This is a genomic window from Cryobacterium sp. CG_9.6, assembly GCF_029893365.1.
Lineage (GTDB): Bacteria > Actinomycetota > Actinomycetes > Actinomycetales > Microbacteriaceae > Cryobacterium.
Genome location: NZ_JARXUZ010000001.1, coordinates 1,799,365 through 1,823,997, shown reverse-complemented (window position 1 = coordinate 1,823,997; position 24,633 = coordinate 1,799,365). Strand labels below are relative to the sequence as shown.

Annotated in this window: 14 protein-coding genes and 1 tRNA gene; 3 read left to right on the top strand and 12 right to left on the bottom strand. The window is 61.3% G+C overall.

The genetic code is table 11. The features are described 5' to 3' along the window. Window positions 1-80 precede the first annotated feature (80 nt). The 3 genes from rapZ to uvrA form a co-directional block, all read right to left on the bottom strand. Window positions 81-956 carry an RNase adapter RapZ gene (gene rapZ / locus H4V99_RS08235; protein ID WP_280677201.1) on the bottom strand — a complete coding sequence of 292 codons (876 nt, stop codon included), beginning with the start codon at window positions 954-956 and terminating at the stop codon, window positions 81-83. Window positions 957-1,018: 62 nt separating this feature from the next. Continuing rightward, complete coding sequence (uvrC, locus tag H4V99_RS08230) at window positions 1,019-2,911, bottom strand: excinuclease ABC subunit UvrC (protein ID WP_280677199.1); 1,893 nt, start codon at window positions 2,909-2,911, stop codon at window positions 1,019-1,021. A gap of 48 nt (window positions 2,912-2,959) precedes the next feature. Continuing rightward, window positions 2,960-5,827 (bottom strand): excinuclease ABC subunit UvrA, encoded by a 2,868-nt coding sequence (gene uvrA, locus H4V99_RS08225; protein WP_280677197.1) that lies wholly within the window; start codon window positions 5,825-5,827, stop codon window positions 2,960-2,962. A 137-nt stretch (window positions 5,828-5,964) separates the two neighbouring features. On the opposite strand from uvrA, the gene H4V99_RS08220 reads away from it, so the two are divergent. After that, the gene (locus H4V99_RS08220) at window positions 5,965-6,609 is read left to right on the top strand and encodes a PadR family transcriptional regulator (protein WP_280677195.1); all 645 of its coding nucleotides are present in this window, start codon (window positions 5,965-5,967) and stop codon (window positions 6,607-6,609) included. Here the strand turns inward: H4V99_RS08220 and uvrB are convergent. From uvrB to polA, 5 genes are all read right to left on the bottom strand, one after another. Beyond that, window positions 6,563-8,626 (bottom strand): excinuclease ABC subunit UvrB, encoded by a 2,064-nt coding sequence (gene uvrB / locus H4V99_RS08215; protein WP_280677193.1) that lies wholly within the window; start codon window positions 8,624-8,626, stop codon window positions 6,563-6,565. The two genes, H4V99_RS08220 and uvrB, sit on opposite strands and share 47 nt — an antisense overlap. A gap of 71 nt (window positions 8,627-8,697) precedes the next feature. After that, the gene (coaE, locus tag H4V99_RS08210) at window positions 8,698-9,309 is read right to left on the bottom strand and encodes a dephospho-CoA kinase (RefSeq protein ID WP_280677190.1); all 612 of its coding nucleotides are present in this window, start codon (window positions 9,307-9,309) and stop codon (window positions 8,698-8,700) included. A 111-nt stretch (window positions 9,310-9,420) separates the two neighbouring features. Further along, a complete protein-coding gene (gene rpsA / locus H4V99_RS08205) occupies window positions 9,421-10,875 on the bottom strand; it encodes a 30S ribosomal protein S1 (RefSeq protein ID WP_280677188.1) in 1,455 nt (484 codons plus the stop codon). Between the two features lie 190 nt (window positions 10,876-11,065). After that, window positions 11,066-12,742: a DUF885 domain-containing protein gene (locus H4V99_RS08200; RefSeq protein WP_280677186.1), complete on the bottom strand. Its 1,677-nt coding sequence runs from the start codon at window positions 12,740-12,742 to the stop codon at window positions 11,066-11,068. A gap of 65 nt (window positions 12,743-12,807) precedes the next feature. Next, on the bottom strand, window positions 12,808-15,492 hold the full coding sequence (gene polA / locus H4V99_RS08195) for a DNA polymerase I (protein ID WP_280677184.1): 2,685 nt from the start codon (window positions 15,490-15,492) through the stop codon (window positions 12,808-12,810). Between the two features lie 57 nt (window positions 15,493-15,549). Between polA and H4V99_RS08190 the strand changes: the two genes are divergently transcribed. Beyond that, the gene (locus tag H4V99_RS08190) at window positions 15,550-15,975 is read left to right on the top strand and encodes a hotdog fold thioesterase (protein ID WP_280677182.1); all 426 of its coding nucleotides are present in this window, start codon (window positions 15,550-15,552) and stop codon (window positions 15,973-15,975) included. Between the two features lie 97 nt (window positions 15,976-16,072). Here H4V99_RS08190 and H4V99_RS08185 read toward each other — a convergent pair whose 3' ends face one another. Next, on the bottom strand, window positions 16,073-16,678 hold the full coding sequence (locus tag H4V99_RS08185) for a response regulator (RefSeq protein WP_035879545.1): 606 nt from the start codon (window positions 16,676-16,678) through the stop codon (window positions 16,073-16,075). A 38-nt stretch (window positions 16,679-16,716) separates the two neighbouring features. Here H4V99_RS08185 and H4V99_RS08180 point away from each other — a divergent pair. Next, window positions 16,717-16,799: transfer RNA gene (locus H4V99_RS08180), tRNA-Leu, on the top strand. Window positions 16,800-17,068: 269 nt separating this feature from the next. On the opposite strand, the gene pyk is transcribed toward H4V99_RS08180, so the two are convergent. The 3 genes from pyk to gltB form a co-directional block, all read right to left on the bottom strand. Continuing rightward, complete coding sequence (gene pyk / locus H4V99_RS08175) at window positions 17,069-18,514, bottom strand: pyruvate kinase (RefSeq protein ID WP_280677180.1); 1,446 nt, start codon at window positions 18,512-18,514, stop codon at window positions 17,069-17,071. Between the two features lie 87 nt (window positions 18,515-18,601). Next, a complete protein-coding gene (locus H4V99_RS08170) occupies window positions 18,602-20,059 on the bottom strand; it encodes a glutamate synthase subunit beta (protein WP_280677178.1) in 1,458 nt (485 codons plus the stop codon). Beyond that, a complete protein-coding gene (gene gltB, locus H4V99_RS08165; RefSeq protein WP_280677176.1) occupies window positions 20,052-24,593 on the bottom strand; it encodes a glutamate synthase large subunit in 4,542 nt (1,513 codons plus the stop codon). Before gltB ends, H4V99_RS08170 begins: the two co-directional genes overlap by 8 nt. Between the last annotated feature and the right edge of the window lie 40 nt (window positions 24,594-24,633).

Here is a 24,633-nt window from a genome sequence, read left to right as displayed (position 1 = left end):
TCGTATTTCCATTCTGTTATTCGGGCATGCGATTGAAGTGGGCCGCCAATGCAGCGGCCGGCGAGGCGGATGAACCGCGGTTATTCACGTCCGAGGTCGCGGTGCTTAATCTTCACCACGACGCCGGGAAGTTTCTCCAGCCGAGACGCGAGTTCTCTGGCCATTGCGACGGAACGGTGTTTTCCGCCCGTGCAACCAATACCAATGGTTGCATGCCGTTTGTTCTCCCGCTGGTAACCAGAGAGAACGGGTTCCAGCGCGGCGGCATAACGATCAATAAAGTCCGATGCCCCCGGCTGGGACAGCACGAAGTCGCGCACCTCGGAATCCTGCCCGGTGTGGCCCCGGAGTTCGGGGATCCAAAAGGGGTTCGGGAGAAAACGTGCGTCAGCCACCATGTCAACGTCAGTCGGCAACCCGTACTTGAAACCGAAGCTCATAACCGTCACCTGAACGCCGGCCGTACCCTCGGCTGCGAAAAGCTCCGTTGTGGAGGTCGCGAGCTGATGCACGTTCAGGTCGGACGTATCAATAACGATGTCACTGGATTCCCGGACCGGGAGAAGACGTGCCCGTTCGGCCGCGATTCCGTCCAGGAGTGTACCTTCGCCCTGCAGCGGATGCGGGCGGCGCACAGATTCGAAGCGGCGCACGAGAACGTCGTCCCTGGCCTCCAGAAAGACAACGCGAACTTGAATCCCGCTCTGTAACGCCTGCACGGTTTCGCGGAAGTCACCAAAAAGATCTCGACCACGGATGTCCACCACGGCGGCGATTTTGGGCAGTGTGGTCCCTGCACGTTCCACCAGTTCAACCAGCGGGCGGAGGATCTGCGGCGGCAGGTTATCTACGACATACCAGCCGAGGTCCTCAAGAGCGTTCGCAACCGTGGAACGGCCAGCCCCGGACATTCCCGTCACTATCAGCAATTCTTGCTTATCGGGATCCGTTGTCATTCTAGAATGCGCCTTCTGTCGGAGTTGATCAGATAAGCAAGCCTACCGACCATGGGGAACCTTCACGCCCGAAGATGGTGATAAATGGTACCGGCGAGAAGCGGACCAATGCCCCGGACCTCGGAAATTGACTCTTCCGTGGCCTCTTTCAGACGGGCGACGGAACCAAAATGCTGCAGCAACACCTTCACCCGGGCCGGACCAAGCCCAGAAATCTCACCGAGGATGCTACTGATATCGCGTTTGCGTCTGGCTCGTTGATGAGTGATGGCAAACCGATGTGCCTCGTCACGGATGCGCTGAATGAGAAAGAGGGCATCGCTATTACGCGGGAGAATGACGGGATAGTCGGAGTCCGGGAGCCAGATTTCCTCGAGTCGCTTGGCGATGCCGCAGAGCTGAACACCCGTCACTCCAGAGTCGGCAAGAGCCCGGGCCGCGGCCGCGACCTGAGGCTGACCGCCGTCAACAATGAGCAGATTTGGCGAGTAGCGAAACTTCGCGCGCTTTTTCTCAGTCTCGTCAGGGGACGCGACCGCTGCACCGGGTTCACCGTGCACAGGTTCATCGACGGCTGGCGCGAGGTAGGCCAGGCGACGCATCAGCGTGCGGTAGATGGAATCCGTGTCGTCCGTGGACTCCGGAATGCTGAACCGCCGGTAGTCGTCCTTCCGAGGCAGACCGTCTTCGAAGACCACCATGGATGCAACGATGTTGGTTCCACTCAGATGCGAGACGTCGTAGCATTCCATGCGTAGGGGCGCCGCCGGCATACCGAGGGCCTCCTGAATATCTTCGAGCGCCTTGGAACGAGCCACGAAGTCCGAGCTTCGCCGGGTTTTGTACAGCATGAGGGCCTGTTTGGCATTCTGACTGGCCGTGGCCAGAAGTGCGGCTTTTTCGCCGCGCTGAGCAGCTACCAGGCGCACCTTGCGGTGTGCGATTTCTGCCAACCATAGTTCAAGCGCTTCAGCGTCGTCGGGCAATTCGGGGAGAACAATTTCCCGCGGCGGAATCGTCGTTCCCGTGTACGCGGTCTGCATCATGGAGTCAATGAGTTCTCCGATGGAGACATCGAGTTCTTTGTCCACCATCCAGCCACGCACACCGCGAATGCGTCCACCTCGAACATGAAAAAGTTGCACAGCCGCCGCGAGTTCGTCCTGTTCGATGGCAAACAGGTCAATGTCGACGTTGTCGCGCAGTACCACAGCGCTCTTTTCGAGGATCGCGGTCAACGCCAGAACCTGGTCGCGTCGCTTGCCGGCGAGCTCATACTTCTGCTCGGTGGCGGCGTCTTTCATTTCCGCGGTGAGTTTGTTGATCAGTTTCCGGTCCTGGCTTCCCATGAAGCTCACGAACTGCTCCACACGAGCTCGATGGTCCTCGATCGAGACGTTGTGCGAGCACGGGCCGAAGCAGCGGCCGATCTGGCTCGCAAAGCAGGGCTTTCCGCTCTGCATGGCCCGTTTATAGTTCGCGTTATTGCACGTGCGGATCGGAAAAGCCTTAAGCATGAGCTCGATGGTTTCGTGCACGGCCCAGACCTTGGGATACGGGCCGAAATACCGGGCCCCCTTGATACCCTCCGTGCGCGTCACCAGCGCCCGCGGTGCCTCGTCAGCGAGTGTCACGGCCAGGTACGGGTAGGACTTATCGTCCTTGAACTGAACGTTGAACGGCGGATCAAATTCGTTGATCCAGGTCCACTCCAGTTGCAGTGCTTCGACCTCGGTGCCGACAACGGTCCACTCCACGGATGCGGCCGTCGTGACCATGCGCCGGGTACGTTCGTGCAGGCTCGGAAGAGGGGCGAAGTAATTGGCAAGACGGGCGCGCAGGTTCTTGGCTTTGCCCACGTACAGCACACGGCCGGTCTCGTCTCGAAACCGATACACGCCGGGGGTCGTTGGAATCTCACCCGTCTTGGGGCGGTACGTCAAGGCATTAGACATGGTGTAATCCCACGGTTAGGCGTGTAGCGAGGTTCTTCTCGTCACGTGTCAACCCGCTGCAAGAACTTCCTTGAGGAACCTTCCGGTGTGGCTTTTCTTCACACCGGCCAGTTGTTCGGGTGTGCCGGCAGCGAGAATTTTACCTCCGCCGGATCCGCCCTCGGGACCCAGGTCGATGACCCAGTCCGAGGACTTGATTACGTCGAGATTGTGCTCAATGACAATGACCGTGTTGCCCTTATCCACAAGGCTATTGAGCACGAGGAGCAACTTGCGCACGTCCTCGAAGTGCAGCCCGGTTGTGGGTTCATCGAGCACATACACACTGCGCCCGTTTGAGCGCTTCTGCAGCTCCGTGGCGAGCTTCACTCGCTGGGCTTCGCCACCGGAGAGCGTCGTCGCACTCTGACCGAGACGAACGTAACCCAGCCCCACCTCGACGAGGGTCTTGAGAAAACGGTGGATAGACGAGATCGGTTCGAAGAAATCGGCCGCCTCACTGATCGGCATGTCGAGCACTTCCGCGATGTTCTTGCCTTTGTAGTGCACCGTCAGGGTGTCGCGGTTGTATCGCTCTCCCCCACAGACCTCACAGGCCACGTAGACGTCCGGCAGAAAGTTCATCTCAATCTTGATGGTGCCATCGCCGGAGCAGGCCTCACAGCGTCCACCCTTGACGTTGAAACTGAAACGGCCGGGCAGGTAACCGCGGGCTTTGGCTTCGATGGTCTCTGCAAAGAGGTTACGTATCTTGTCAAAAACGCCCGTGTAGGTTGCGGGGTTTGAGCGGGGCGTGCGCCCAATCGGTGCCTGGTCGACGTGAATGACCTTGTCGAGCTGCTCGAGGCCGGTGACCCGGGTGTGCTTTCCAGGAAGCTTGCGCGCCCCGTTCAGACGGTTGGCGAGAACGCGGTACAGGATGTCGTTGACGAGCGACGACTTGCCTGATCCGCTCACGCCCGTGACGGCGGTGAACGTGCCGAGCGGGAACGTGGCGGTGACCTTCTGGAGGTTGTTCGCGGACGCACCGGTCACGGTGATCAGGCGCTCGGGGTCGATCGGCCGTCGAGTGGTCGGCGTTTCAATGGACTTGCGACCGGCGAGGTAGTCCCCCGTGAGCGACTCCTTGTTGGCGAGTAGTTTCTCGTAAGAACCGGAGTGCACGACGTGCCCGCCGTTGACCCCGGCACCCGGTCCAATGTCCACAATCCAGTCGGCGGTCTTGATGGTGTCTTCGTCGTGCTCCACAACGATCAGAGTGTTGCCCAGATCCCGCAGTGAAATCAAGGTTTCGATGAGGCGGCGGTTGTCACGCTGATGCAAACCGATGCTGGGCTCGTCCAGAACGTACAGCACCCCGGTGAGGCCGGAGCCAATCTGGGTGGCCAAACGGATGCGTTGCGCCTCCCCACCCGAGAGCGTTGCTGCCGCCCGTGCGAGGTTGAGGTAGTTGAGGCCAACCCGAATCAGGAAGTCCAGTCGAGCGCGAATTTCTCGCAGAACCTGCGCCGCGATGGCCGCTTCACGATCGTTCAGCGTGAGCTCGTCCATAAACGCTCGAGCATCGGTCAGGCTCAGGCTGCAGACATCCGCGATGCTGGAGCCGTAGACGGTGACAGCGAGAACTTCGGGCTTGAGTCGGGTACCGCCACAAACGTGACAGTCCACCTCACGCAGGTACTCGGCCCAGCGCTGGCGCTGGGTATCACTCTCCGCCTGCAGGTACTGGCGCTCAATGTAGGGAACGACACCTTCAAAACCAGAGGTATAGCTCATTTCGCGGCCGTAGCGGTTCTTCCACTTGACCCGAACCTCAAAATTGTCACCGCGCATGACCGCGTTCTGCACCTCGGGTGTGAGCTCGGACCACGGTGTGTCCAGAGAGAAGTCGAGATCGTGTGACAGGCCGTCCAGCAGCTTTTCGTAGTACTGGAAAAGGCCCTTGCCCTGCGTGGTCCACGGCAAGACGACACCCTCGGCGATGCTGAGGTCTGGGTCGCCGAGCAGAAGGTCCTCATCGACAGACATCCGAGTTCCGAGGCCGGAGCATTCCGGGCAGGCTCCGAAAGGGGCATTGAAGGAGAACGTGCGGGGCTCAATCTCTGTCAGCTGCACGGGGTGGTTGTTCGGGCAGGACAGCTTCTCGGAGTAGCTCTGCCACGCTGCATCGCCCTCACGATCAATAAAGTTAATCTGCACGACACCGTCGGTGAGCTTCAGGGCTGTTTCGAGCGAATCGGTTAGTCTGCTCAGCAGGTCGGGCCCGGCCACAAGGCGGTCGACAACAACCGCGATATCGTGCTTCTGCTGCTTCTTCAGCGTGGGCGGTTCGCTGAGCTGAATCTGTTCGCCGTCCACAATCGCCCGCGAGTAGCCGCCACCGGCGAGTTCCTGGAAAAGATCAACGAATTCGCCCTTCTTTTGCGAGACGACGGGACTCACAACCTGGTAGCGGATGCCTGCATCCATTTCCATGAGTTGGTCCGCAATCTGCTGCACCGTCTGCGACTGAATGACCTCACCGCACTGAGCGCAGTGTGGAACGCCAATGCGGGCCCAGAGCAGGCGCATGTAGTCGTAGATCTCGGTGATGGTCCCTACCGTGGACCGAGGGTTGCGGTTCGTCGACTTCTGATCGATCGACACTGCCGGACTCAGACCCTCAATGAAATCAACGTCGGGACGGTCCACCTGGCCGAGGAACTGACGCGCGTACGCAGACAGAGACTCCACGTAGCGCCGCTGGCCTTCGGCGAAGATCGTGTCAAAAGCGAGAGAGGATTTGCCGGAACCCGAGAGTCCGGTGAACACCACAAGGGAGTCACGGGGAATCTCAAGATCCACGTTGTGGAGATTGTGGACGCGAGCACCGCGAACGCTGAGTTTTGAAGCGGAATTAACCTTCGTTATCGACACCTATCGAGTCTACGCAGCCTGACTGACACTCCTGAACGTGGGAAATACTTCAAGGTGAATACGGAGTATGTATATACTCACTAGCTACGACCTGTTATCGCTCAGTATGTCGCTCGTTTGTCGTTGCCGGAGGTTGCGTGTCCGTTCGTCAGAGTCTTCTTGCCATTCTTGATCAGGGTCCCTGCTACGGGTATCAACTGCGCGCGGAATTCGACCGCCGCACCGGGTCGACGTGGCCGCTCAATGTGGGACAGATCTACAGCACCCTCGATCGGTTAGAACGAGACGGTCTCGTGCAGAAGGCCGAGCGCGATAGCGAGCAAAATTATTTTGCAATCACGACGGCCGGCCACGACGCGGTCGGACGCTGGCTCAGGACCCCGGTTGTTCGCACCGGGGCTACCCGAGATGAGCTGGCCATCAAGCTGGCCATCGCGGTCACGCTGCCGGGGGTGGATATTGCGCAGGTTATTCAGGTGCAACGCACGGCGACAGGTCGTAACCTCGCGGAACTCACCCATTCCCGGGACACCAGCGATGGCGAGGACTCGTCCGAACGGCTGGCCTGGCTCCTCGTGATCGATTCCCTCATCTTCGCCACCGAAGCCGAAGCTCGCTGGCTCGATCACTGTGAAACTCGCCTAGCCCGTGCCGTGGCTGCGGGCGGCGCTGCGCCCCTGCCGCTGAACACGGAGGTTCCGAAGCGTGGTCGACCCGCCAAGGTCGACTTGACACCTACTGCAGGTGACCAGCTTTCTCCATTTGACGCAGTTCACGCTTGAGTTCGGAGAGCTCGTCACGCAGACGAGCAGCCAACTCAAATTTGAGTTCTCCGGCGGCCTCAAGCATTTGGCTGTTGAGATCGGTGATGATCGACTCGAGGTCGTTCGCCCCGTTGGCGGCCAGGCCGACGCGTCGTCCAGAGGTGGTGCCCTTGCGGCGGGCGTCGCGGCCAGCGAGCAGCTCGGCGGTATCCGCCTCTTCGCGAGCCAGTACGTCCGTGATGTCCGCAATGCGCTTGCGCAACGGCTGCGGGTCGATTCCGTGCAGCGTGTTGTAGGCCACCTGCTTCTCGCGGCGCCGGTCGGTCTCGTCGATGGCCTTCTCCATTGAGGCCGTCAGCCGGTCGGCGTACATGTGCACCTCTCCAGACACATTGCGGGCGGCTCGACCAATCGTCTGGATGAGGGAGGTCGCGCTGCGCAGGAAGCCCTCCTTGTCGGCGTCGAGAATAGCCACGAGCGACACCTCGGGTAGGTCGAGCCCTTCACGGAGCAGGTTGATACCCACGAGCACGTCGTAAATGCCCGCGCGCAGCTCGGTGAGCAGTTCCACGCGCCGCAACGTGTCGACATCGGAGTGCAGGTACCGCACCCGCACACCCGCCTCGGTGAGAAAGTCGGTGAGGTTCTCCGCCATCTTTTTCGTGAGGGTCGTAACCAGCACGCGCTCGTTGCGTTCGGTACGAAGCTTGATCTGCTCCAGCAGATCGTCGATCTGGCCCGCACTGGGCTTCACGATAATCTGCGGATCAATCAGGCCGGTGGGACGAATGATCTGCTCGACGATACCGTCGGCGATGCCCATCTCGTACTTTCCCGGAGTGGCTGAGAGGTACACGGTCTGGCCGACGCGGTTCTTGAACTCATTGAACTTGAGCGGTCGGTTGTCGAGGGCACTCGGCAGGCGAAAACCGTGTTCCACGAGAGTTCGCTTACGGGACGAATCACCCTCGTACATCGCGCCGATCTGCGGAACGGTCACGTGCGACTCATCAATGACCATAAGAAAGTCATCCGGAAAATAGTCCAGCAGGCAGTGGGGTGCCTCGCCGGCTTCACGTGCATCGATGTGCCGAGAGTAGTTTTCGATTCCGGAGCAGAAACCAATCTGTTCCATCATCTCCAGGTCGAAGGACGTGCGCATACGCAGCCGCTGGGCTTCCAGGAGCTTGCCTTCACGCTCGAGTTGCTCAAGCCGTTCGGCCAGCTCGTCCTGAATGGTACCAATGGCACGTTGCATCACATCAGTGCTCGCCACGTAGTGTGAGCCGGGAAAGACGGCTACCGAGTCGAGCTTGCGCACAATATCTCCAGTGAGCGGATGCAGGCTGTGCAAGGCCTCGATCTCGTCACCGAACATTTCAATGCGAATGGCAAGTTCCTCGTACATGGGGATGATTTCGATCGTATCGCCGCGGACCCGAAAGTTACCCCGCGAAAAATCGACATCGTTGCGCTGGTATTGCATGGCTACGAACTTGCGCACCAGCCAGTCACGACTGACCTTCTGACCCACCTGCAGGGCCACCATGGCTTCCATGTAGCCCTCGGGGGTACCCAGGCCATAGATGCAGGAGACCGTGGAGACCACAATCACGTCACGGCGGCTCAGGAGGGAGTTGGTGGTGGAGTGGCGCAGACGCTCGACCTCCTCGTTGATCGAGGAGTCTTTCTCGATGAAGGTGTCGGTCTGTGGAACATACGCTTCGGGCTGGTAGTAGTCATAGTAGGAGACGAAGTACTCGACGGCGTTGTTCGGCATGAGCTCGCGGAACTCGTTTACGAGCTGGGCTGCCAGGGTCTTATTGTGTGCGAGAACGAGGGTGGGGCGTTGCACCTGTTCGATCAGCCAGGCGGTCGTTGCCGACTTACCTGTTCCCGTGGCACCGAGCAAAACAATGTCGGTTTCACCGGCGTTGATGCGGGCCGTAAGATCGGCGATCGCCGACGGCTGGTCACCGCTTGGTGTGTACTCACTGACGACCTGAAACGGGTTGACCGAGCGGGTGGGTTCCATGTTTCCATCCTACAAAACCCCACCGACAAGAACGCTGACCGCGCACCATCGTCAGTCCAGTGAGCGGGGCATCAGTCGAGGGCAAGCAGCGCCCGGCGCCAGACCGCGTCGGCCTGCTCACGGGTGCGCTCGATGGTGCCCGTGTTGTCGATCACGATGTCCGCAATGGCCAGGCGCTCTGCATCGCTGGCCTGAGAGTTGATTCTGGCTGTCGCATCTGCCCGGCTCATCCCGCGGTCTCGCATCATCCGCTCAATGCGCGTTTGCGTATCGGCGTGCACGACAACGATGAGGTCGAAGGGCAGTCGACGATCAGCGGCAGCCTCGGCAAGGAGCGGAACGTCGTAGACGACAACGGCCCAGGGGTCGTTCTGCTCGGCCTCCTCGATCAGCTCCTGCGTGCGACTCCAGATCTCTGGATGCGTGATGGCATTCAGTGCCTCCCGCTGTGTCGCATCGCTGAAGATGATCGCGCCGAGCGCCGAGCGGTCCAGGCTGCCATCTTGCAACAGAACGGTGTTGCCAAATTTGGCAACGATGGCCGCCAGGCCCGGTGAGTCCGGTTCGACAACGTAGCGCGCGATCTTGTCGGCGTCGATATGAACGGCACCCTGTTCGGCCAGGCGCTTTGCTACGGTGCTCTTGCCAGAGGCGATGCCGCCGGTCAATCCAATGAGGTACATCGAAGTAATGCTAGCGGAAACGACAGCGTGCCCAACAAAAAACACCGGGCCGCATCCCGAAGGATACGGCCCGGTGTTTCTGGTTACTGCGTGATGCGTCGTGCGGTGGTGCTAGTTGCCGCCCGAGAGCTTCTCGCGAAGAGCCGCGAGTGCCTCGTCGTCAGCAAGCGTGCCGGCGCCAGCCGACTCGCTCGAGAAGGCAGAGCCGGCCGGAGCGACATCGCTGGGGGCAGCGATCTCGTCGTTCGCGGATGCGACCTGCTTCTTGTGGGCTTCCCAGCGAGCCTGGGCTGCAGCGTAGTCCTGCTCCCACTTTTCGCGCTGCTCGTCAAAGCCTTCGCGCCACTCGTTGGTCTCGGAGTCGAAGCCTTCGGGGTACTTGTACTGGCCCTTGTCGTCGTACTCGGTGAGCATTCCGTAGAGTGCCGGGTCGAACTCGGTGCCGTCGGGGTCGACGCCATCGTTGGCCTGCTTGAGGCTCAGCGAAATACGGCGACGCTCGAGGTCGATGTCGATGACCTTAACAAAGACCTCATCGCCCACAGAAACAACCTGCTCGGCGAGCTCAACGTGCTTGCCGGACAGTTCGCTGATGTGAACCAGGCCCTCGATGCCCTCGGCAACGCGAACGAACGCACCGAATGGAACGAGCTTGGTGACCTTACCCGGTGCAACCTGGCCGATGGCGTGGGTGCGAGCGAATACCTGCCACGGGTCTTCCTGCGTTGCCTTGAGCGACAGTGAGACGCGCTCGCGGTCCAGGTCGACCTCGAGGATCTCGACGGTGACTTCCTGGCCAACTTCAACGACTTCGCTGGCGTGCTCAATGTGCTTCCAGCTGAGTTCGGAAACGTGAACCAGACCGTCAACGCCACCCAGGTCGACGAACGCACCGAAGTTGACGATCGACGAGACGACGCCCTTACGGACCTGTCCCTTCTGGAGGTTGTTGAGGAACGTGGTGCGGCTCTCAGACTGAGTCTGCTCGAGCAGTGCACGACGCGAGAGCACAACGTTGTTGCGGTTCTTGTCGAGTTCGAGGATCTTGGCCTCGATCTCCTGACCCAGGTACGGGGTGAGGTCGCGAACGCGGCGAAGCTCGATGAGCGATGCGGGAAGGAAGCCACGAAGACCGATGTCAACGATGAGTCCACCCTTGACGACCTCGATGACCGAACCGGTGACAACACCGTCGGCCTCCTTGATCTTCTCAACGTCGCCCCATGCACGCTCGTACTGAGCGCGCTTCTTCGACAGGATGAGGCGGCCTTCTTTGTCTTCCTTCTGGAGGACGAGTGCCTCAACCACGTCGCCGACCTTGACAACCTCGGAAGGGTCAACGTCGTGCTTGATGGAGAGTTCGCGGGAGGGGATGACACCCTCGGTCTTGTAACCCACGTCGAGGAGAACCTCGTCGCGGTCGATCTTCACGACGGTGCCCTCGATGAGGTCGCCGTCGTTGAAGAATTTCAGAGTCTTTTCGACTGCGGCAAGAAAGTCTTCAGCAGATCCAATGTCGTTAATGGCGACCTGCTTGGGTGCCCGATCAGTCGTTGCGATTGTCATGTAGTAATAGCTCCAGGATGGGCATTATTGGGCCAGACACGGACAGCTACCGAACGTATTCCGGGCTGAGTGTTCCGCGCGTGGCAACGGATAATTCGTCACAAACGTGACACTTCATGCTAGCTGCTCCCCAGCGTCTGCGCCAACTTGGCGGGAGGTAATCCTGCCGGGGAGCAACCAGGCCGGGGCGCTAGTTCAGGAGCGCGGTTCGGAGGGTATCAAGACCCACACCGCCGAGGTTGAGCGCCGTGCGGTGGAAATCTTTGATCGAGAAGCCTGCACCCTGCCGGGCGGCAGCGGAATCCCGCAACTCCTCCCAGATGCGCTGACCAACCTTGTACGACGGCGCCTGTCCGGGCCAACCGAGATAGCGATTCACCTCAAACTTCACGAAGCTTGCGTTCATGTTCACATTCCGACCGAGAAATTCGAGGGCGTAGTCGGCGTCCCACACGCCCTGACCGTCCGGTCGCTTCTTCCCGAGGTGAACGCCGATGTCAAGCACCACACGGGCGGCACGCATCCGCTGCCCATCAAGCATGCCGAAGCGATCGGCCGGGTCATCGAGAAAACCCAACTGCTCCATCAGCCGTTCCGCGTAGAGCGCCCAACCCTCCGCGTGACCCGACGTGCCGGCCAACTGCCGACGCCACGTGTTGAGGGTCCCCCGGTTGTACACGGCCTGCCCGATCTGCAGGTGGTGTCCGGGCACGCCCTCATGGTAAACGGTGGTGAGTTCGCGCCAGGTGTCGAATTCCGTGACGCCGACGGGCACTGACCACCACATGCGACCGGGCCGGGAGAAATCGTCGGTGGGACCGGTGTAGTAGATTCCCCCCTCCTGGGTGGGGGCGATCATGCACTCGATCGTCTTGATCTCATCGGGAATATCAAACTGGGACTGCGAGAGTGCGGCGACGGCAGCGTCACTCGTTTTCTGCATCCATTCCTGGAGGGCCGTGGTGCCGTGCAGCTTGCGGCTGGTATCGGTGTCAAGGAAGGCGATGGCTTCCAGAACACTGGCTCCGGGCTTGATCTGATTCGCGATGCTTTCCTGCTCCGCGGTCATGCGAGCGAGCTCGTCAATGCCCCATTCATAGGTTTCATCGAGGTCGATGGTTGCGCCGAGAAAGCCCCGTGAGGCGAGGGAGTACAGTTCCCGACCAATGGCATCCTGCTCCGTTGCAGCGCTCTCCAGCTCATTGCTGAGGAAGTCGCCCAGTGTGCGGTATGCGGCCGCGGATGCCTGAGCACCCGCTTTGAGGTCGCTGGTCAGCGATGCGGGAAGAGTTCCCTCGTCGGGGCGGGCATCGGCAGCGAACTGGGCGAAGAAGCCGTCCATGGCCTGGTGACGTCGCGCCTGGGCCAGGACCTCCCTGACCTGACGTTTGGCGGGTGTGATTCCCTTCTCAATACCGAGCCGTAGCGTCTCTATGTAGCCGTCAATGGCGGCCGGAACGCTCCCCAGTCGGGATGAGATGTTGGCCCAGTCGGCCTCGCTCGACGTGGGCATGAGATCAAAAATATCGCGGATGCTCTGGGCCGGTGACGCGATCACGTTGAGGTCTCGGAGCGGAAGGCCCCGCTCCGAACTCTCGACCTCAAGGGCGAGGGTGCTTCGGAGGTCTGCGCGTGTCACGGTATCGACCGCATCGACGGTTTCCGCCTTGTCGAGGCGGGAGATGATCGCTGCTGCTTCGGCGACGAAGCGCTCCTGACCGGCGGGTGAGAAGTCTCCAAATCGTCCGTCCCCCTCCGTGCGGCCGATGTAGGTCCCGACCGTGGGATCCATGTCAACGAGGGTGTCTACCCAGTCTTCCGCGATCTGATCAATCGCGGTGACCGCTCTGTTCATTGGCTGTGTCATGCTCCGAGCCTAGGACACTGCGTGCGACCCCGCCTCGTTCGAGTAGGCGGGGTCGGTGCCTGAACTCAGTGCGCGGCGTCGTCCCAGTTGGAGCCCCGGCCAACCTGCACGTCCAGTGGAACGAGCAGTTCCACCGCGCTGCTCATGCGGTGCGTCACCACATCACGGAGGGTGTCCCATTCGCCGGGTGCGACATCGAAAATCAGTTCGTCATGCACCTGCAGAAGCATGCTGGATTGCATAGTGCGGGCGCTCAGATCGCTGGCGATCCCGTTCATGGCAATCTTCATGATGTCCGCGGCCGACCCCTGGATCGGCGCATTGAGCGCCGCGCGTTCCGCGTTCTCACGCAGCGCCCGGTTCGGGCTCTGCAGTTCGGGGAACGGCCGCCGTCGCCCGAAGATCGTCTCGGTGTAGCCGTCGACCTTCGCCTGCTCGACGACGTGCCGCAGATAGTCACGAACGGCTCCGAAACGCTCGAAGTAGTCGGTCATCAACTGCTTGGCTTCCTTGGTTTCGATCCGCAGTTGCTTCGACAGCCCGAACGCGCTCAAACCGTAGGCAAGACCGTAAGACATTGCCTTCACCTTGCTCCGCATCTCGGCGGAGACGTCCTCCGGCGACACTCCGAAGATGCGAGAGCCCACAAACCTGTGGAGGTCCTCCCCGGCGGCAAAAGCCTCAATCAGGCCGGCATCTTCGGACAGGTGCGCCATGATGCGCATTTCGATCTGTGAGTAGTCCGCTGTGAGGAGGCATTCGCTTCCCTCTCCCGCGTGGAACGCCGCGCGGATGCGGCGGCCTTCCTCGGTACGGACGGGAATGTTCTGCAGGTTGGGGTCGGCGGAGGAAATTCTTCCGGTGGCCGTGCCGATCTGCACATAGTTCGTGTGGATGCGGCCGGTATCGTCAATGGCGCGATCGAGCGTTTCCACAATCTGACGCAACTTGGTTGCGTCTCGGTGCTTCAGCAGCAGGTCGAGGAACGGATGCGGGTTGCTCGCCTGCAGATCGGCGAGAGCGCCGGCATCCGTTGAGTAACCGGTCTTGTTTGCGCGCGTCTTCGGCATTTCGAGCTGAGTGAAGAGCACGTCTTGCAGCTGTTTGGGTGAACCGAGATTCACCTCACGACCGATTTCGGCATACGCGCTGGCGGCAAGTGTCGTTGTCTTTGCACCGAGTTCGGCGGACAGCGCGGAGAGCTCGGCGTGGGAGACGGTGACCCCGGCCAGCTCCATGTCGACGAGCGCCATCAGCGTGGGCATCTCAATATCGCGCAACACGCGCCGGGATCCCTCATCAAGGACGTCGGTGATGGCAGCGGCGACGCGCAGGGTGTACCAAGCCTGCATCGGTACGCCCCCGGTGGCGGTCTCGTCAGGGACCAGCTGGTTCGGATCGCTCACCGGCAGTTCTTCCTGCAGATACCGGCTTACCAAATCTGCCAGGGTCTTGTCTGGTCCACCCGGTCGAACCAGCCAGCCCGCCACGAGGGTGTCGTTCACCAGCCCGGCGAATGTGACGCCACTGCGCCGTAAGGCTTTGATCTGACCCTTCGCGTCGTGCATGATCTTTGGCGCATCGCTGGCCAGCCAGGCCTCGACGGGGGCATAGTCTGCACGGCCGGCCTGCCACGGAAGGTTGATCGTTTCCGTCAGGCTCGACAGCCCGAAGCCGATGGCTTTACCGTCCGCTACCTCAACGGTGAAGGCGAGGCCCTGCGGCACCTGTGCCGTTGACCGGGCGATCCACGCGGCCAGCTCCTCGTCCAGCAGGTCTTGCGCCGGCGGCGCGACCGGGGCCACGGCAATTTCCTCGGCCACCGTGGCGACGCTGTCGCCGGCGGCCGCCGTCTCCACGACGCCGTCAAGCTTGAGTACGCGATCGAGCAGGCTCTTGAACTCGAGCCGGGAAAACACGTCGCGCACGGCTTCCGTATTCATGGCCGTGCGTTCGAGGTCTGTGGGACCGACGGGGAGGTCGACGGTGGTGACGAGTCGGTTCAAGCGGCGGTTACGGATCGCGTTGTCTTTCTGCTCACGCAGATTGTTACCGACGACGCCCTTGATCTCGTCGGCATGCTCCAGGATTCCATCGAGGCTGCCATAAATGCCCAGCCACTTGACGGCCGTTTTCTCACCGACCTTCGAAATGCCGATCAGGTTGTCACTGGTCTCGCCCACGAGGGCCGCGACATCTGGATACTGCTCAGGCTCGATACCGTAACGCTCGCGCACCCGCGCCGGGTCGTAGCGCGTGAGTGCCGACACACCCTGGCTGGAGGGGTAGAGCAGGGTGACACGTTCGTTGACGAGCTGGATGGCGTCACGGTCGCCCGAGACCACGAGCACGTCAAAGCCGGCTTCTGACCCCTGAACGGACAGGGTTGCGAGAATATCGTCGGCCTCGAAATCTTCTTTCGTGATCGTGATGATGTTCATCGCGGCCAGCGCTTCCTGCAGGAGCGGGATCTGACCGAGGAATTCCACCGGTGTCGCATTGCGCGTGCCCTTGTACTCCGGGTATTCCCGGGTGCGGAACGACGCACGCGAAATATCGAAGGCCACCGCAATGTGCGTGGGCTTCTCATTGCGCAACAGGCTGAGCAGCATGGACAGAAAGCCGTGAATGGCGTTCGTGTGCTGCCCGTCGCGGGTCTGGAAGCTATCCACGGGCAGGGCGAAGAACGCCCGAAATGCCAGGGAATGGCCATCGATGATCATGAGGGTAGGCTTTTCTGAATCCAACACGCTCCCAGCCTACAAGCGTCATCGAGGCGGAAGCGGGCACTTCGAGCAAAGGTGATCATGTTCAATCAAACCGAAGACGCACTCACGTGGGTTCAGAAGCAGGGCTGCGGTGAGCTGGCCGAAAAAATGGGCATCGAATTCACCGAGTTCACGATCGATCGAGCGGTTGCGCGGATGCCCGTCGACGGCAACACGCAACCCGCCATGCTGATGCACGGCGGGGCTTATGTCGTTCTCGGTGAATCGCTGGGATCGATGGCCGCTAATTTGCACGCCGGTATCGGCAAACTCGCTGTGGGGATCGAAATTAACGCCTCCCACAACCGATCGGCCACCTCCGGCTTTGTCACGGGAGTGTGCACACCCATTCACCTCGGCCGAACCTTGACCACGCACGAAATCGTCGTCTCTGACGATCAGGGGCGTCGTTGCTCCACGATTCGCATCACGAACATCATCAAGGACATGCCCGTCGCACGCTGAAACAGGGGTTGACCTCGCCACGTGGCGAGGTCAACCCCTGTTTCATAGCGAGAGCACTGAGCTATTTCTTAGCGCTGAGCTACTCGTTGGCGCTGAGCTACTTCTTAGCGCTGAGCTGCTCGATGATCGCCTGCGACACATCGTGCATGGTCAGACGGCGGTCCATGGAGGCCTTCTGGATCCAGCGGAACGCCTCGGGCTCAGTCAGGCCCATCTTCTCGTTCAGGAGGCCCTTGGCGCGGTCCACGAGCTTACGAGTCTCAAATCGCTCCACCAGGTCGGCAACCTCGGCCTCGAGTGTGATGATCTGGCTGTAGCGCGAGAGGGCAATCTCGATCGCGGGCAGCAGGTCGTTCGGGGTGAAGGGTTTCACCACGTAGGCCAGCGCCCCGGCCTCAGTGGCTCGCTCCACGAGCTCTTTCTGGCTAAACGCCGTCAGCAGCACGACGGGGGCGATGTGCTCCTTCGAGAGGCGCTCGGCGGCACTGATCCCGTCAAGCTGGGGCATCTTCACGTCCATGATCACGAGGTCAGGTCGCAGCTCGCGTGCCAGCGCGACGGCAGTCTCTCCGTCGCCAGCTTCGCCCACGACTTCGAAGCCGTTGTCACGGAGAATTTCGACGATGTCGAGACGGATAAGGGACTCGTCCTCCGCGACGACAACGCGGCGGGGAGGGGTGGGGGTGCTGTCTTGGTCGGTCACGCCCAAAAGCCTACGGTATTCTGGACAAGTAGATGTGAGCCGGTGTGGCGGAATGGCAGACGCGGAGCACTCAAAATGCTTTGTTCGCAAGGACGTGTGGGTTCGAGTCCCACCACCGGTACGACACAATAAGAAGAAAACCCCTGCTGAGGCGGGGGTTTTCTTTTTTTATTCACCAGCGTCTGAGGCGGGTCCGCCGGGCTTGTTCACCCTGACGACGTAAAAATTTGTCTGTTGATAACGCGTGCGTCCCGGCGAGTTTCGCGCAAAAAAGAGGTGCGGGCGAAGCGCCGACACGCGTTCGGCAGCAGGTTAGGCACTCTCACCAGAAATCCCCGCCTGCGTCTGGGACGCAGGCGGGGCTTTCTGTCGGGTGACGAGTGGGTGGCGCTACTGCTTCACATACGCGGGTGCTACCTCGTTGTGGGCGTCGCCCACGCGGTGCACGCGAATGTCATTGGTGGAACCCACGATTCCGGGAGGGGAACCGGAGATCACGACCACCTTGTCCCCCACCTCTGCCAGACCCTGGCCCAGCAGAATGTCGTCAACCTGACCAAACATCTCGTCCGTGTGGGTCACCCGGTCAACCAGGTACGTCTGCACGCCCCAGGTCAGGGCGAGACGACGACGGATACTCGGTTCGGGCGTGAAGGCCAGCATGGGAATCTTCGAACGCAAACGTGACATGCGGCGCGCCGAGTCACCGGACTCGGTGAAGATGCAGAGGAACTTGGCCTCAACGAATTCCGCGACCTCAATCGCGGCAAGAGTGATCGCCCCGCCCTGGGTGCGGGGACGGTTCGTGAGCTTGCCAATACGCTCCAGCCCGTGCTCCTCGGTGGATTCGACGATCCGTGCCATGGTCTGCACCGTGACAACCGGGTACTCCCCCACGCTTGTTTCACCGCTGAGCATGACGGCGTCGGCCCCATCGAGCACGGCGTTGGCCACGTCGGAGGTCTCAGCCCGCGTGGGAACAGGGCTCAAAATCATGGATTCGAGCATCTGCGTGGCCACGATAACGGGCTTCGCCATGCGCCGAGCAATCTCCACCGCGCGCTTCTGCACGATCGGGACGGCCTCCAGGGGCAGTTCCACGCCCAGATCTCCGCGAGCAACCATGATCGAGTCGAACGCGTCGATGATCTCCTCAAGGTTCTCAACGGCCTGCGGCTTTTCGATCTTTGCGATCACGGGAACACGACGACCTTCTTCGGCCATGATCTCGTGCACCCGAGTGATGTCGGCAGCGTCGCGAACGAAGGACAGCGCGATAAGATCGGCGCCCAGGCGGAGGCCCCAACGCAGGTCGGCTTCGTCCTTCTCCGACAGAGCCGGAACGTTGACCGCAACGCCGGGCAGGTTGATGCCCTTGTTGTTGGAGACGGGGCCGGCAACGATCACGGTGGTTGTCACCACGACGCCATCTGTTTCGACGACCTGAACCTTGACCTTGCCATCATCGATCAGCAGAAAGTCGCCGGGCTTCACGTCGTGGGGCAAGCCCTTGAACGTGGTTCCGGAGAGCTCCTTGGTACCCAGCACGTCTTCGGTGGTGATCTTGAAGATGTCGCCGACCGCGAGCAGGTACGGACCACCCTCGAACTTACCGAGGCGAATCTTCGGGCCCTGCAGGTCAACCATCACGGCCACAGCACGACCGGAGTCGTTGGCTGCCTTCCGCACGTTGGCGTAGACGCTCTCGTGCACCTGGTAGCTGCCGTGACTGAGGTTCATACGGCAGACGTCAACGCCCGCGTCGATGAGCGCCCTGATCTGCTCGTAGCTGGCAGCTGCCGGCCCGAGGGTGGCGACAATTTTCGCGCGTCTCATGCTTGAAGATCTCCGGTTTCCGCGCCGTGAGGCGCATTGTGACTCTGTTCTAAAAAAACGAAAGGACGGGGTGAGGCGGGGAAGGAATTACAGAGCGAAGGGCCGGTCAGTGGGCTTCACCGGCGACGGCAGCTGCGTCTTTCCCTCGAGGAAGGTGTCCACTGCTGCGGCCGCGGCGCGCCCTTCGGCAATTGCCCACACGATCAGTGACTGCCCACGACCGGCGTCTCCGGCGACGAAGACTCCCTCGTGGCTGGTCTGGTAGTCCGTTCCACGTTCGACAGTTCCGCGGTCCGAGAACGGGAGTTTGAGCTGATGCTGCAACTCGCTGGCCTCGGGGCCCGTGAATCCGAGCGCAAGAAGCACGAGATCAGCCGGAATTTCCCGTTCGGTTCCGGCCTTGGGGACCCGACGCCCATCCAGGTACTCGGTCTCGGCGATTCGGATTGCCCGCACCTCTCCGACATCGTTCGACAGGAATTCGACCGTCGATGCCAGGTATTCGCGGGTGCCACCCTCTTCGTGCGCGCTCGCCACTTCGAAGAGTGTCGGCGACATGGGCCAGGGCTGGCTGGCCGGACGCTCGTGTCCCGGCTGCTTGCCGATCGCGAGGTTCGTAACGGATGCCGCCATCTGACGATGCGCTGTTCCGATACAGTCCGCTCCGGTGTCGCCACCGCCCAACACCACCACATGCTTACCCTCGGCGGTGATCTGGTCTGCGATGCTGCCACCGGCACCGATCTTGTTCTGCTGAACAAGGTATTCCATGGCAAAGTGCACGCCCGGAAGGTCGCGTCCCGGAATCGGCAGGTCTCGGGGCACCATGGAACCCGTAGCCACCACGACTGCGTCGTAGCGCGCTCGAAGGTCGTCCCACGTGATGTCGACGCCGATATTGACGCCCGCGCGGAACCGGGTTCCTTCCGCGGTCATCTGCGCGAGGCGAAGCTCCACGTGCTTCTTTTCCATCTTGAAGTCGGGGATTCCGTAACGCAACAAGCCGCCGATGCGGTCTTCCCGTTCGAACACGGCCACCGTGTGACCGGCACGCGTGAGCTGCTGCGCGGCGGCGAGGCCGGCCGGGCCGGAGCCCACAACGGCAACCGTCTTTCCGGTCAGGCGGCCGGGCGGCTGAGGCTGCACCCACCCCTTAGCGAAGGCCTGATCAATGATCGACACCTCAACCTGCTTGATTGTGACGGCAGGCTGATTGATACCCAGCACGCAGGACGATTCGCAGGGAGCGGGGCAGAGCCGACCCGTGAATTCCGGGAAGTTGTTCGTGGCGTGCAAACGTTCGATGGCCTGACGGCCCTCGTCACGCCACACCAGATCGTTCCACTCCGGAATCAGGTTGCCCAGCGGGCATCCCTGGTGACAGAACGGGACGCCACAATCCATGCAGCGTCCGGCCTGACGCTTGAGCACAGCGGAATCACCCTGCTCGTAAACCTCTTTCCAGTCCATCAAGCGGATCGATACCGGCCGACGGGCCGGAAGCTCACGCTCGGCGGTTTTCAGGAATCCCTTCGGATCAGCCATTGGTTACCTCCAAAATTCGGTTCCACACAACGTCGCCGTCGGGATCAAGTCCTTCGTCAATGGCGGACTGTCGGGTCGCCAGCACGGCCGCGTAGTCACGCGGCAGCACCTTGACGAACGTGTTCATGGTCTCTTCTAGGTTGGAGAGCATCCGCACCGCCAGGGCTGACCCGGTCTGGTCGCGGTGTTGCTCCAACAGGTCTTGCACGATTTCTCGGTCCGCGCTTCCGAGCACCGACAGCATCAGCTCTCCAGAGTCGAGTGCTGTGGAGTTGACCAGCTGCGGGTCGAGCCCGTAAATGTACGCGGTGCCTCCCGACATGCCTGCTCCGAGGTTGCGCCCGGTGCTGCCGAGGATGACGGCCAGACCGCCGGTCATGTACTCCAGAGCGTGGTCACCCACACCCTCCACGACCGCGGTCGCACCGGAGTTACGCACCAGGAATCGCTCGCCCACCATGCCGCGAATAAACATGCTGCCCTGCGTGGCACCGTAGCCGATGACGTTTCCGGCAATCACGTTATCTTCGGCCGGGAACACGCTGCTGCGGTCCGGCAGGACAACGATCTGGCCGCCCGAGAGCCCCTTGCCCACATAGTCGTTGGAGTCGCCCTCGAGCCTCAAGGTGATGCCACTCGGAAGGAAAGCGCCGAACGATTGGCCAGCGGATCCGGTCAACGAAACCTCGATGGAGCCGCTCGGCAGTCCATGCTGACCGTAGCGCAGAGTGACCTCATGGCCGAGCATTGTTCCCACGGCACGCTCGGTGTTGCGGATCGGCAGATCAATCTTGACCTGTCCACCATGCTCGAGCACGCTGGCGCTTTGCCGAATCAGTTCATTATCGAAGTGAAGCTCCAGCTCATGCTCCTGATCGCGCTGGTGCTGGCGCGGCTCCGACTCGGAGAAGTCGGGGCCCACGAGGATGGGTGTGAGATCGAGTCCCGATGCCTTCCAGTGCTTCATGGCACGGTTGACGTCGAGCAGCTCACGGTGCCCAATCACGTCGTCAAGGCTGCGGAAGCCGAACTCCGCCAGATACTCGCGAACCTCCTGGGCGATGAACTCGAAGAAGTTAATGACATGCTCCGCCTGCCCGGTGAAGCGCTTGCGCAGTTCAGGGTTCTGCGTGGCAACGCCCACGGGGCAGGTGTCGAGGTGACAGACCCGCATCATGATGCAACCCTCAACCACCAGAGGAGCCGATGCGAAACCGAATTCCTCCGCACCGAGGAGGGCGCCGATGATGACGTCGCGACCGGTTTTCAGTTGGCCGTCGACCTGCACCACAACGCGGCTGCGCATGCCGTTGAGCATGAGTGTTTGCTGGGTTTCCGCCAGTCCGAGTTCCCACGGAGTACCAGCGTGCTTCAGCGAGTTCAGCGGACTCGCTCCCGTTCCACCGTCGTGTCCGCTGATGAGGATAACGTCCGACAGGGCTTTCGCAACGCCGGCTGCTACTGCACCGATACCGGACTGACTGACGAGTTTCGTGTGAATGCGGGCCTTGGGGTTGGCGCGTTTCAGGTCGAAGATCAGCTGTTTGAGGTCTTCAATGGAGTAGATGTCGTGGTGAGGAGGCGGCGAGATGAGTCCGACTCCGGGCGTTGCGTTACGCGTACGGGCGATCCACGGATACACCTTGGTGGGGGGAAGCTGACCGCCTTCGCCCGGCTTGGCACCCTGAGCGAGTTTGATCTGAATGTCGTCCGCGTGGGTCAAATACATGCTGGTGACGCCGAAACGACCGGACGCAACCTGCTTGACGGCGCTCCGACGTTCCGGGTCGAGCAGTCGATCCAGATCTTCGCCGCCCTCTCCGGTGTTGGAACGACCGCCGAGCCTGTTCATGGCGATGGCAAGCGTTTCATGGGCCTCGGGTGAAATGGAACCGTAGCTCATCGCGCCCGTGGAGAAGCGCTTCACAATGGATGCCACGGACTCGACCTCATCGAGCGGAATCGGACGACGCGCACCGGTGTTGAAGGTGAACATGCCCCGCAGGGTCATCAACGATTCGGACTGATCGTCGATCAGCTTCGTGTACTCACGAAAAATGTCATAACTGCGCGTGCGCGTGGAGTGCTGCAGCCGGAAAATGGTTTCCGGGTTGAAGAGGTGAGGCGCACCGTCACGACGCCACTGGTACTCGCCACCGCTGAGAAGCCGCTCATGCACGGTCACAGCCGCGTCCATCGGATAGGCAATGGCGTGACGCTGCAGGTTCTCAGCCGCGATGACGTCGATGCCCACTCCGCCGAGCTTGCTGGTAGTACCGGTGAAGTACTGGTCAATGAAGGCCTGGCCAAGCCCCACCGCTTCGAATGCCTGCGCACCCGCATACGAGGAGACAGTGGAGATCCCCATCTTGGACATGATCTTGAGCACACCCTTGCCGAGCGCCTTGATCACGTTCGTCACGGCCTTTTCCGGCGTGACGTTGGTGATGATTCCGCTGCGCACCAGGTCCTCGCAGGTTTCCATGGCGAGGTAGGGGTTGACCGCACTTGCGCCGTAACCAATAAGAGTTGCCACGTGGTGCACTTCGCGTACATCGCCGGCCTCCACGATCAGGCCGACCTTCATGCGGTTTTCGGTGCGGATGAGGTGGTGATGAACTGCCGCGATCATGAGCAGCGACGGGATTGGCGCGAGGTCCTTATTGGAGTCGCGGTCCGACAGCACGATGAACAGGGCGCCGGCCTCGATGGCATCATCCACTTCGCGGCAGAGGGCATCGAGGCGGTTGGCGAGAGCATCAGGACCCTCTTCGAAGCGATACAGCCCACGAACGGTTGTGGTCGTGCGTGCACCAATCGCAGGGTCGATGTGCTGAATTTTGGCGAGTTCGTCATTGTCGATCACCGGAAAATCAAGCACAACCTGGCGAGCGTGTTCGGGTCCGGCCAGCAGAAGGTTGCGCTCCGGCCCCAGGCCCAGTTTGAGTGAGGTCACGACCTCCTCGCGAATCGAGTCGAGCGGTGGGTTGGTCACCTGCGCGAACTGCTGGGCGAAGTAGTCGAACATGAGCCGCGGTCGCTCGCTCAGCACGGCAATGGGAGCGTCGGAGCCCATCGCGCCGAGGGGTTCTCCTCCCGTACGTGCCATGGGTGCCAGCAGGATGCGAACTTCTTCCTCGGTATAGCCGAATGTGCGCTGACGACGCACAACGGATGCCGGCGGGTGCACAATGTGCTCGCGCTCGGGAAGGTCTTTCAAGTTGATGCGTCCGGCGTCAAGCCATTCCCCCCATGGCTTGCTGGCGGAGAGCTCGTCCTTGATCTCGTCATCTTCAATGATGCGACCGGCAACCGTGTCCACGAGGAACATTTTGCCGGGACGCAACCGGCCCTTGCGAACGACGCGGCTGGGGTCGATGTCCAGCACACCGATTTCGCTGGCGAGAACAACGAGTCCGTCATCGGTGATGAGATAGCGACCGGGACGAAGACCATTGCGGTCAAGGGTGGCACCGACGAGTGCACCGTCGGTAAACACGATCGCGGCGGGTCCGTCCCACGGCTCCATCAGCATGGAGTGATATTCGTAGAAGTCGCGGCGCTGCGGGTCGAGATCGGGCTGGTTCTCCCACGCTTCCGGCATCATCATCATGACCGCGTGCGGGAGTGAACGCCCCGACAGGCTCAGCAGCTCCACCACCTCGTCGAAGGACGCGGAGTCGCTGCCTCCGGGGGTGACGATCGGGAGCAGTGGCGTCAGGTCACCCAGTTCAACGGATTCAAGTTGTGACTGGCGGGCACTCATCCAGTTGCGGTTTCCCTGCACCGTGTTGATCTCACCGTTGTGCGCAATCATGCGGAACGGCTGCGCGAGCGGCCAGGAGGGGAACGTGTTGGTTGAGTAGCGTGAATGAACGAGCGCGAGCGTGGAAGCAAACCGCGCGTCGGAGAGATCAGGGTAGAACGGCTCCAGCTGCAGCGACGTCACCATGCCCTTGTACACCAGGGTGCGACACGACAGGGACGGGAAATACATGTCCAGTTCGCGCTCGGCCCGCTTGCGGAGGCGCAGGGTCTGGCGGTCAAGGGCGATTCCGCTGACCGTCTCACCGCTTTCGTCCGTGAGACGGCTCTGCACGAAGAGTTGCTGGATGGCCGGCATTGCGGCCCGGGCAAGGTTTCCGAGCTGATCGGGTCGAACCGGGACCTCACGCCAGCCGAGCACGTCGAGGTTTTCCTCGCCCGCCTTGCGGTTAATCGCACGCTTGATCTCGGTGCGCGTCGTTGGGTCGATCGGGAGAAAGACGTTTCCGACGGCGTACTGTCCTGCAGCGGGTAGGTCAAAGTCGGTGACCGCACGCAGGAAGGCGTCCGGAACCTGCGTGACAATCCCAGCGCCGTCACCGGTGCCCGCATCGGAGCCCACGGCTCCGCGGTGCTCGAGGTTGCGGAGGGCGTCCAGAGCCAACACAATAATGTCGTGCCCGGGAGTACCACGCAGCGTGGCCACCATGGCCAGACCGCAGGCGTCACGCTCAGCAGCAGGATCGTACAGACCCTGCTTGGCAGGCATCAGACTGAATTTTGAAGAGAGAGCTTTCTGCGTCATGGAG

What these genes read in the sequence shown, in the direction of transcription:
- rpsA (WP_280677188.1), bottom strand. Translation starts at nt 10,875, where the DNA reads ATGACAATCGCAACGACTGATCGGGCACCCAAGCAGGTCGCCATTAAC.
- uvrB (WP_280677193.1), bottom strand. Translation starts at nt 8,626, where the DNA reads ATGGAACCCACCCGCTCGGTCAACCCGTTTCAGGTCGTCAGTGAGTAC.
- coaE (WP_280677190.1), bottom strand. Translation starts at nt 9,309, where the DNA reads ATGTACCTCATTGGATTGACCGGCGGCATCGCCTCTGGCAAGAGCACC.
- uvrC (WP_280677199.1), bottom strand. Translation starts at nt 2,911, where the DNA reads ATGTCTAATGCCTTGACGTACCGCCCCAAGACGGGTGAGATTCCAACG.
- H4V99_RS08190 (WP_280677182.1), top strand. Translation starts at nt 15,550, where the DNA reads ATGTTCAATCAAACCGAAGACGCACTCACGTGGGTTCAGAAGCAGGGC.
- H4V99_RS08170 (WP_280677178.1), bottom strand. Translation starts at nt 20,059, where the DNA reads ATGGCTGATCCGAAGGGATTCCTGAAAACCGCCGAGCGTGAGCTTCCG.
- H4V99_RS08200 (WP_280677186.1), bottom strand. Translation starts at nt 12,742, where the DNA reads ATGACACAGCCAATGAACAGAGCGGTCACCGCGATTGATCAGATCGCG.
- pyk (WP_280677180.1), bottom strand. Translation starts at nt 18,514, where the DNA reads ATGAGACGCGCGAAAATTGTCGCCACCCTCGGGCCGGCAGCTGCCAGC.
- rapZ (WP_280677201.1), bottom strand. Translation starts at nt 956, where the DNA reads ATGACAACGGATCCCGATAAGCAAGAATTGCTGATAGTGACGGGAATG.
- gltB (WP_280677176.1), bottom strand. Translation starts at nt 24,593, where the DNA reads ATGCCTGCCAAGCAGGGTCTGTACGATCCTGCTGCTGAGCGTGACGCC.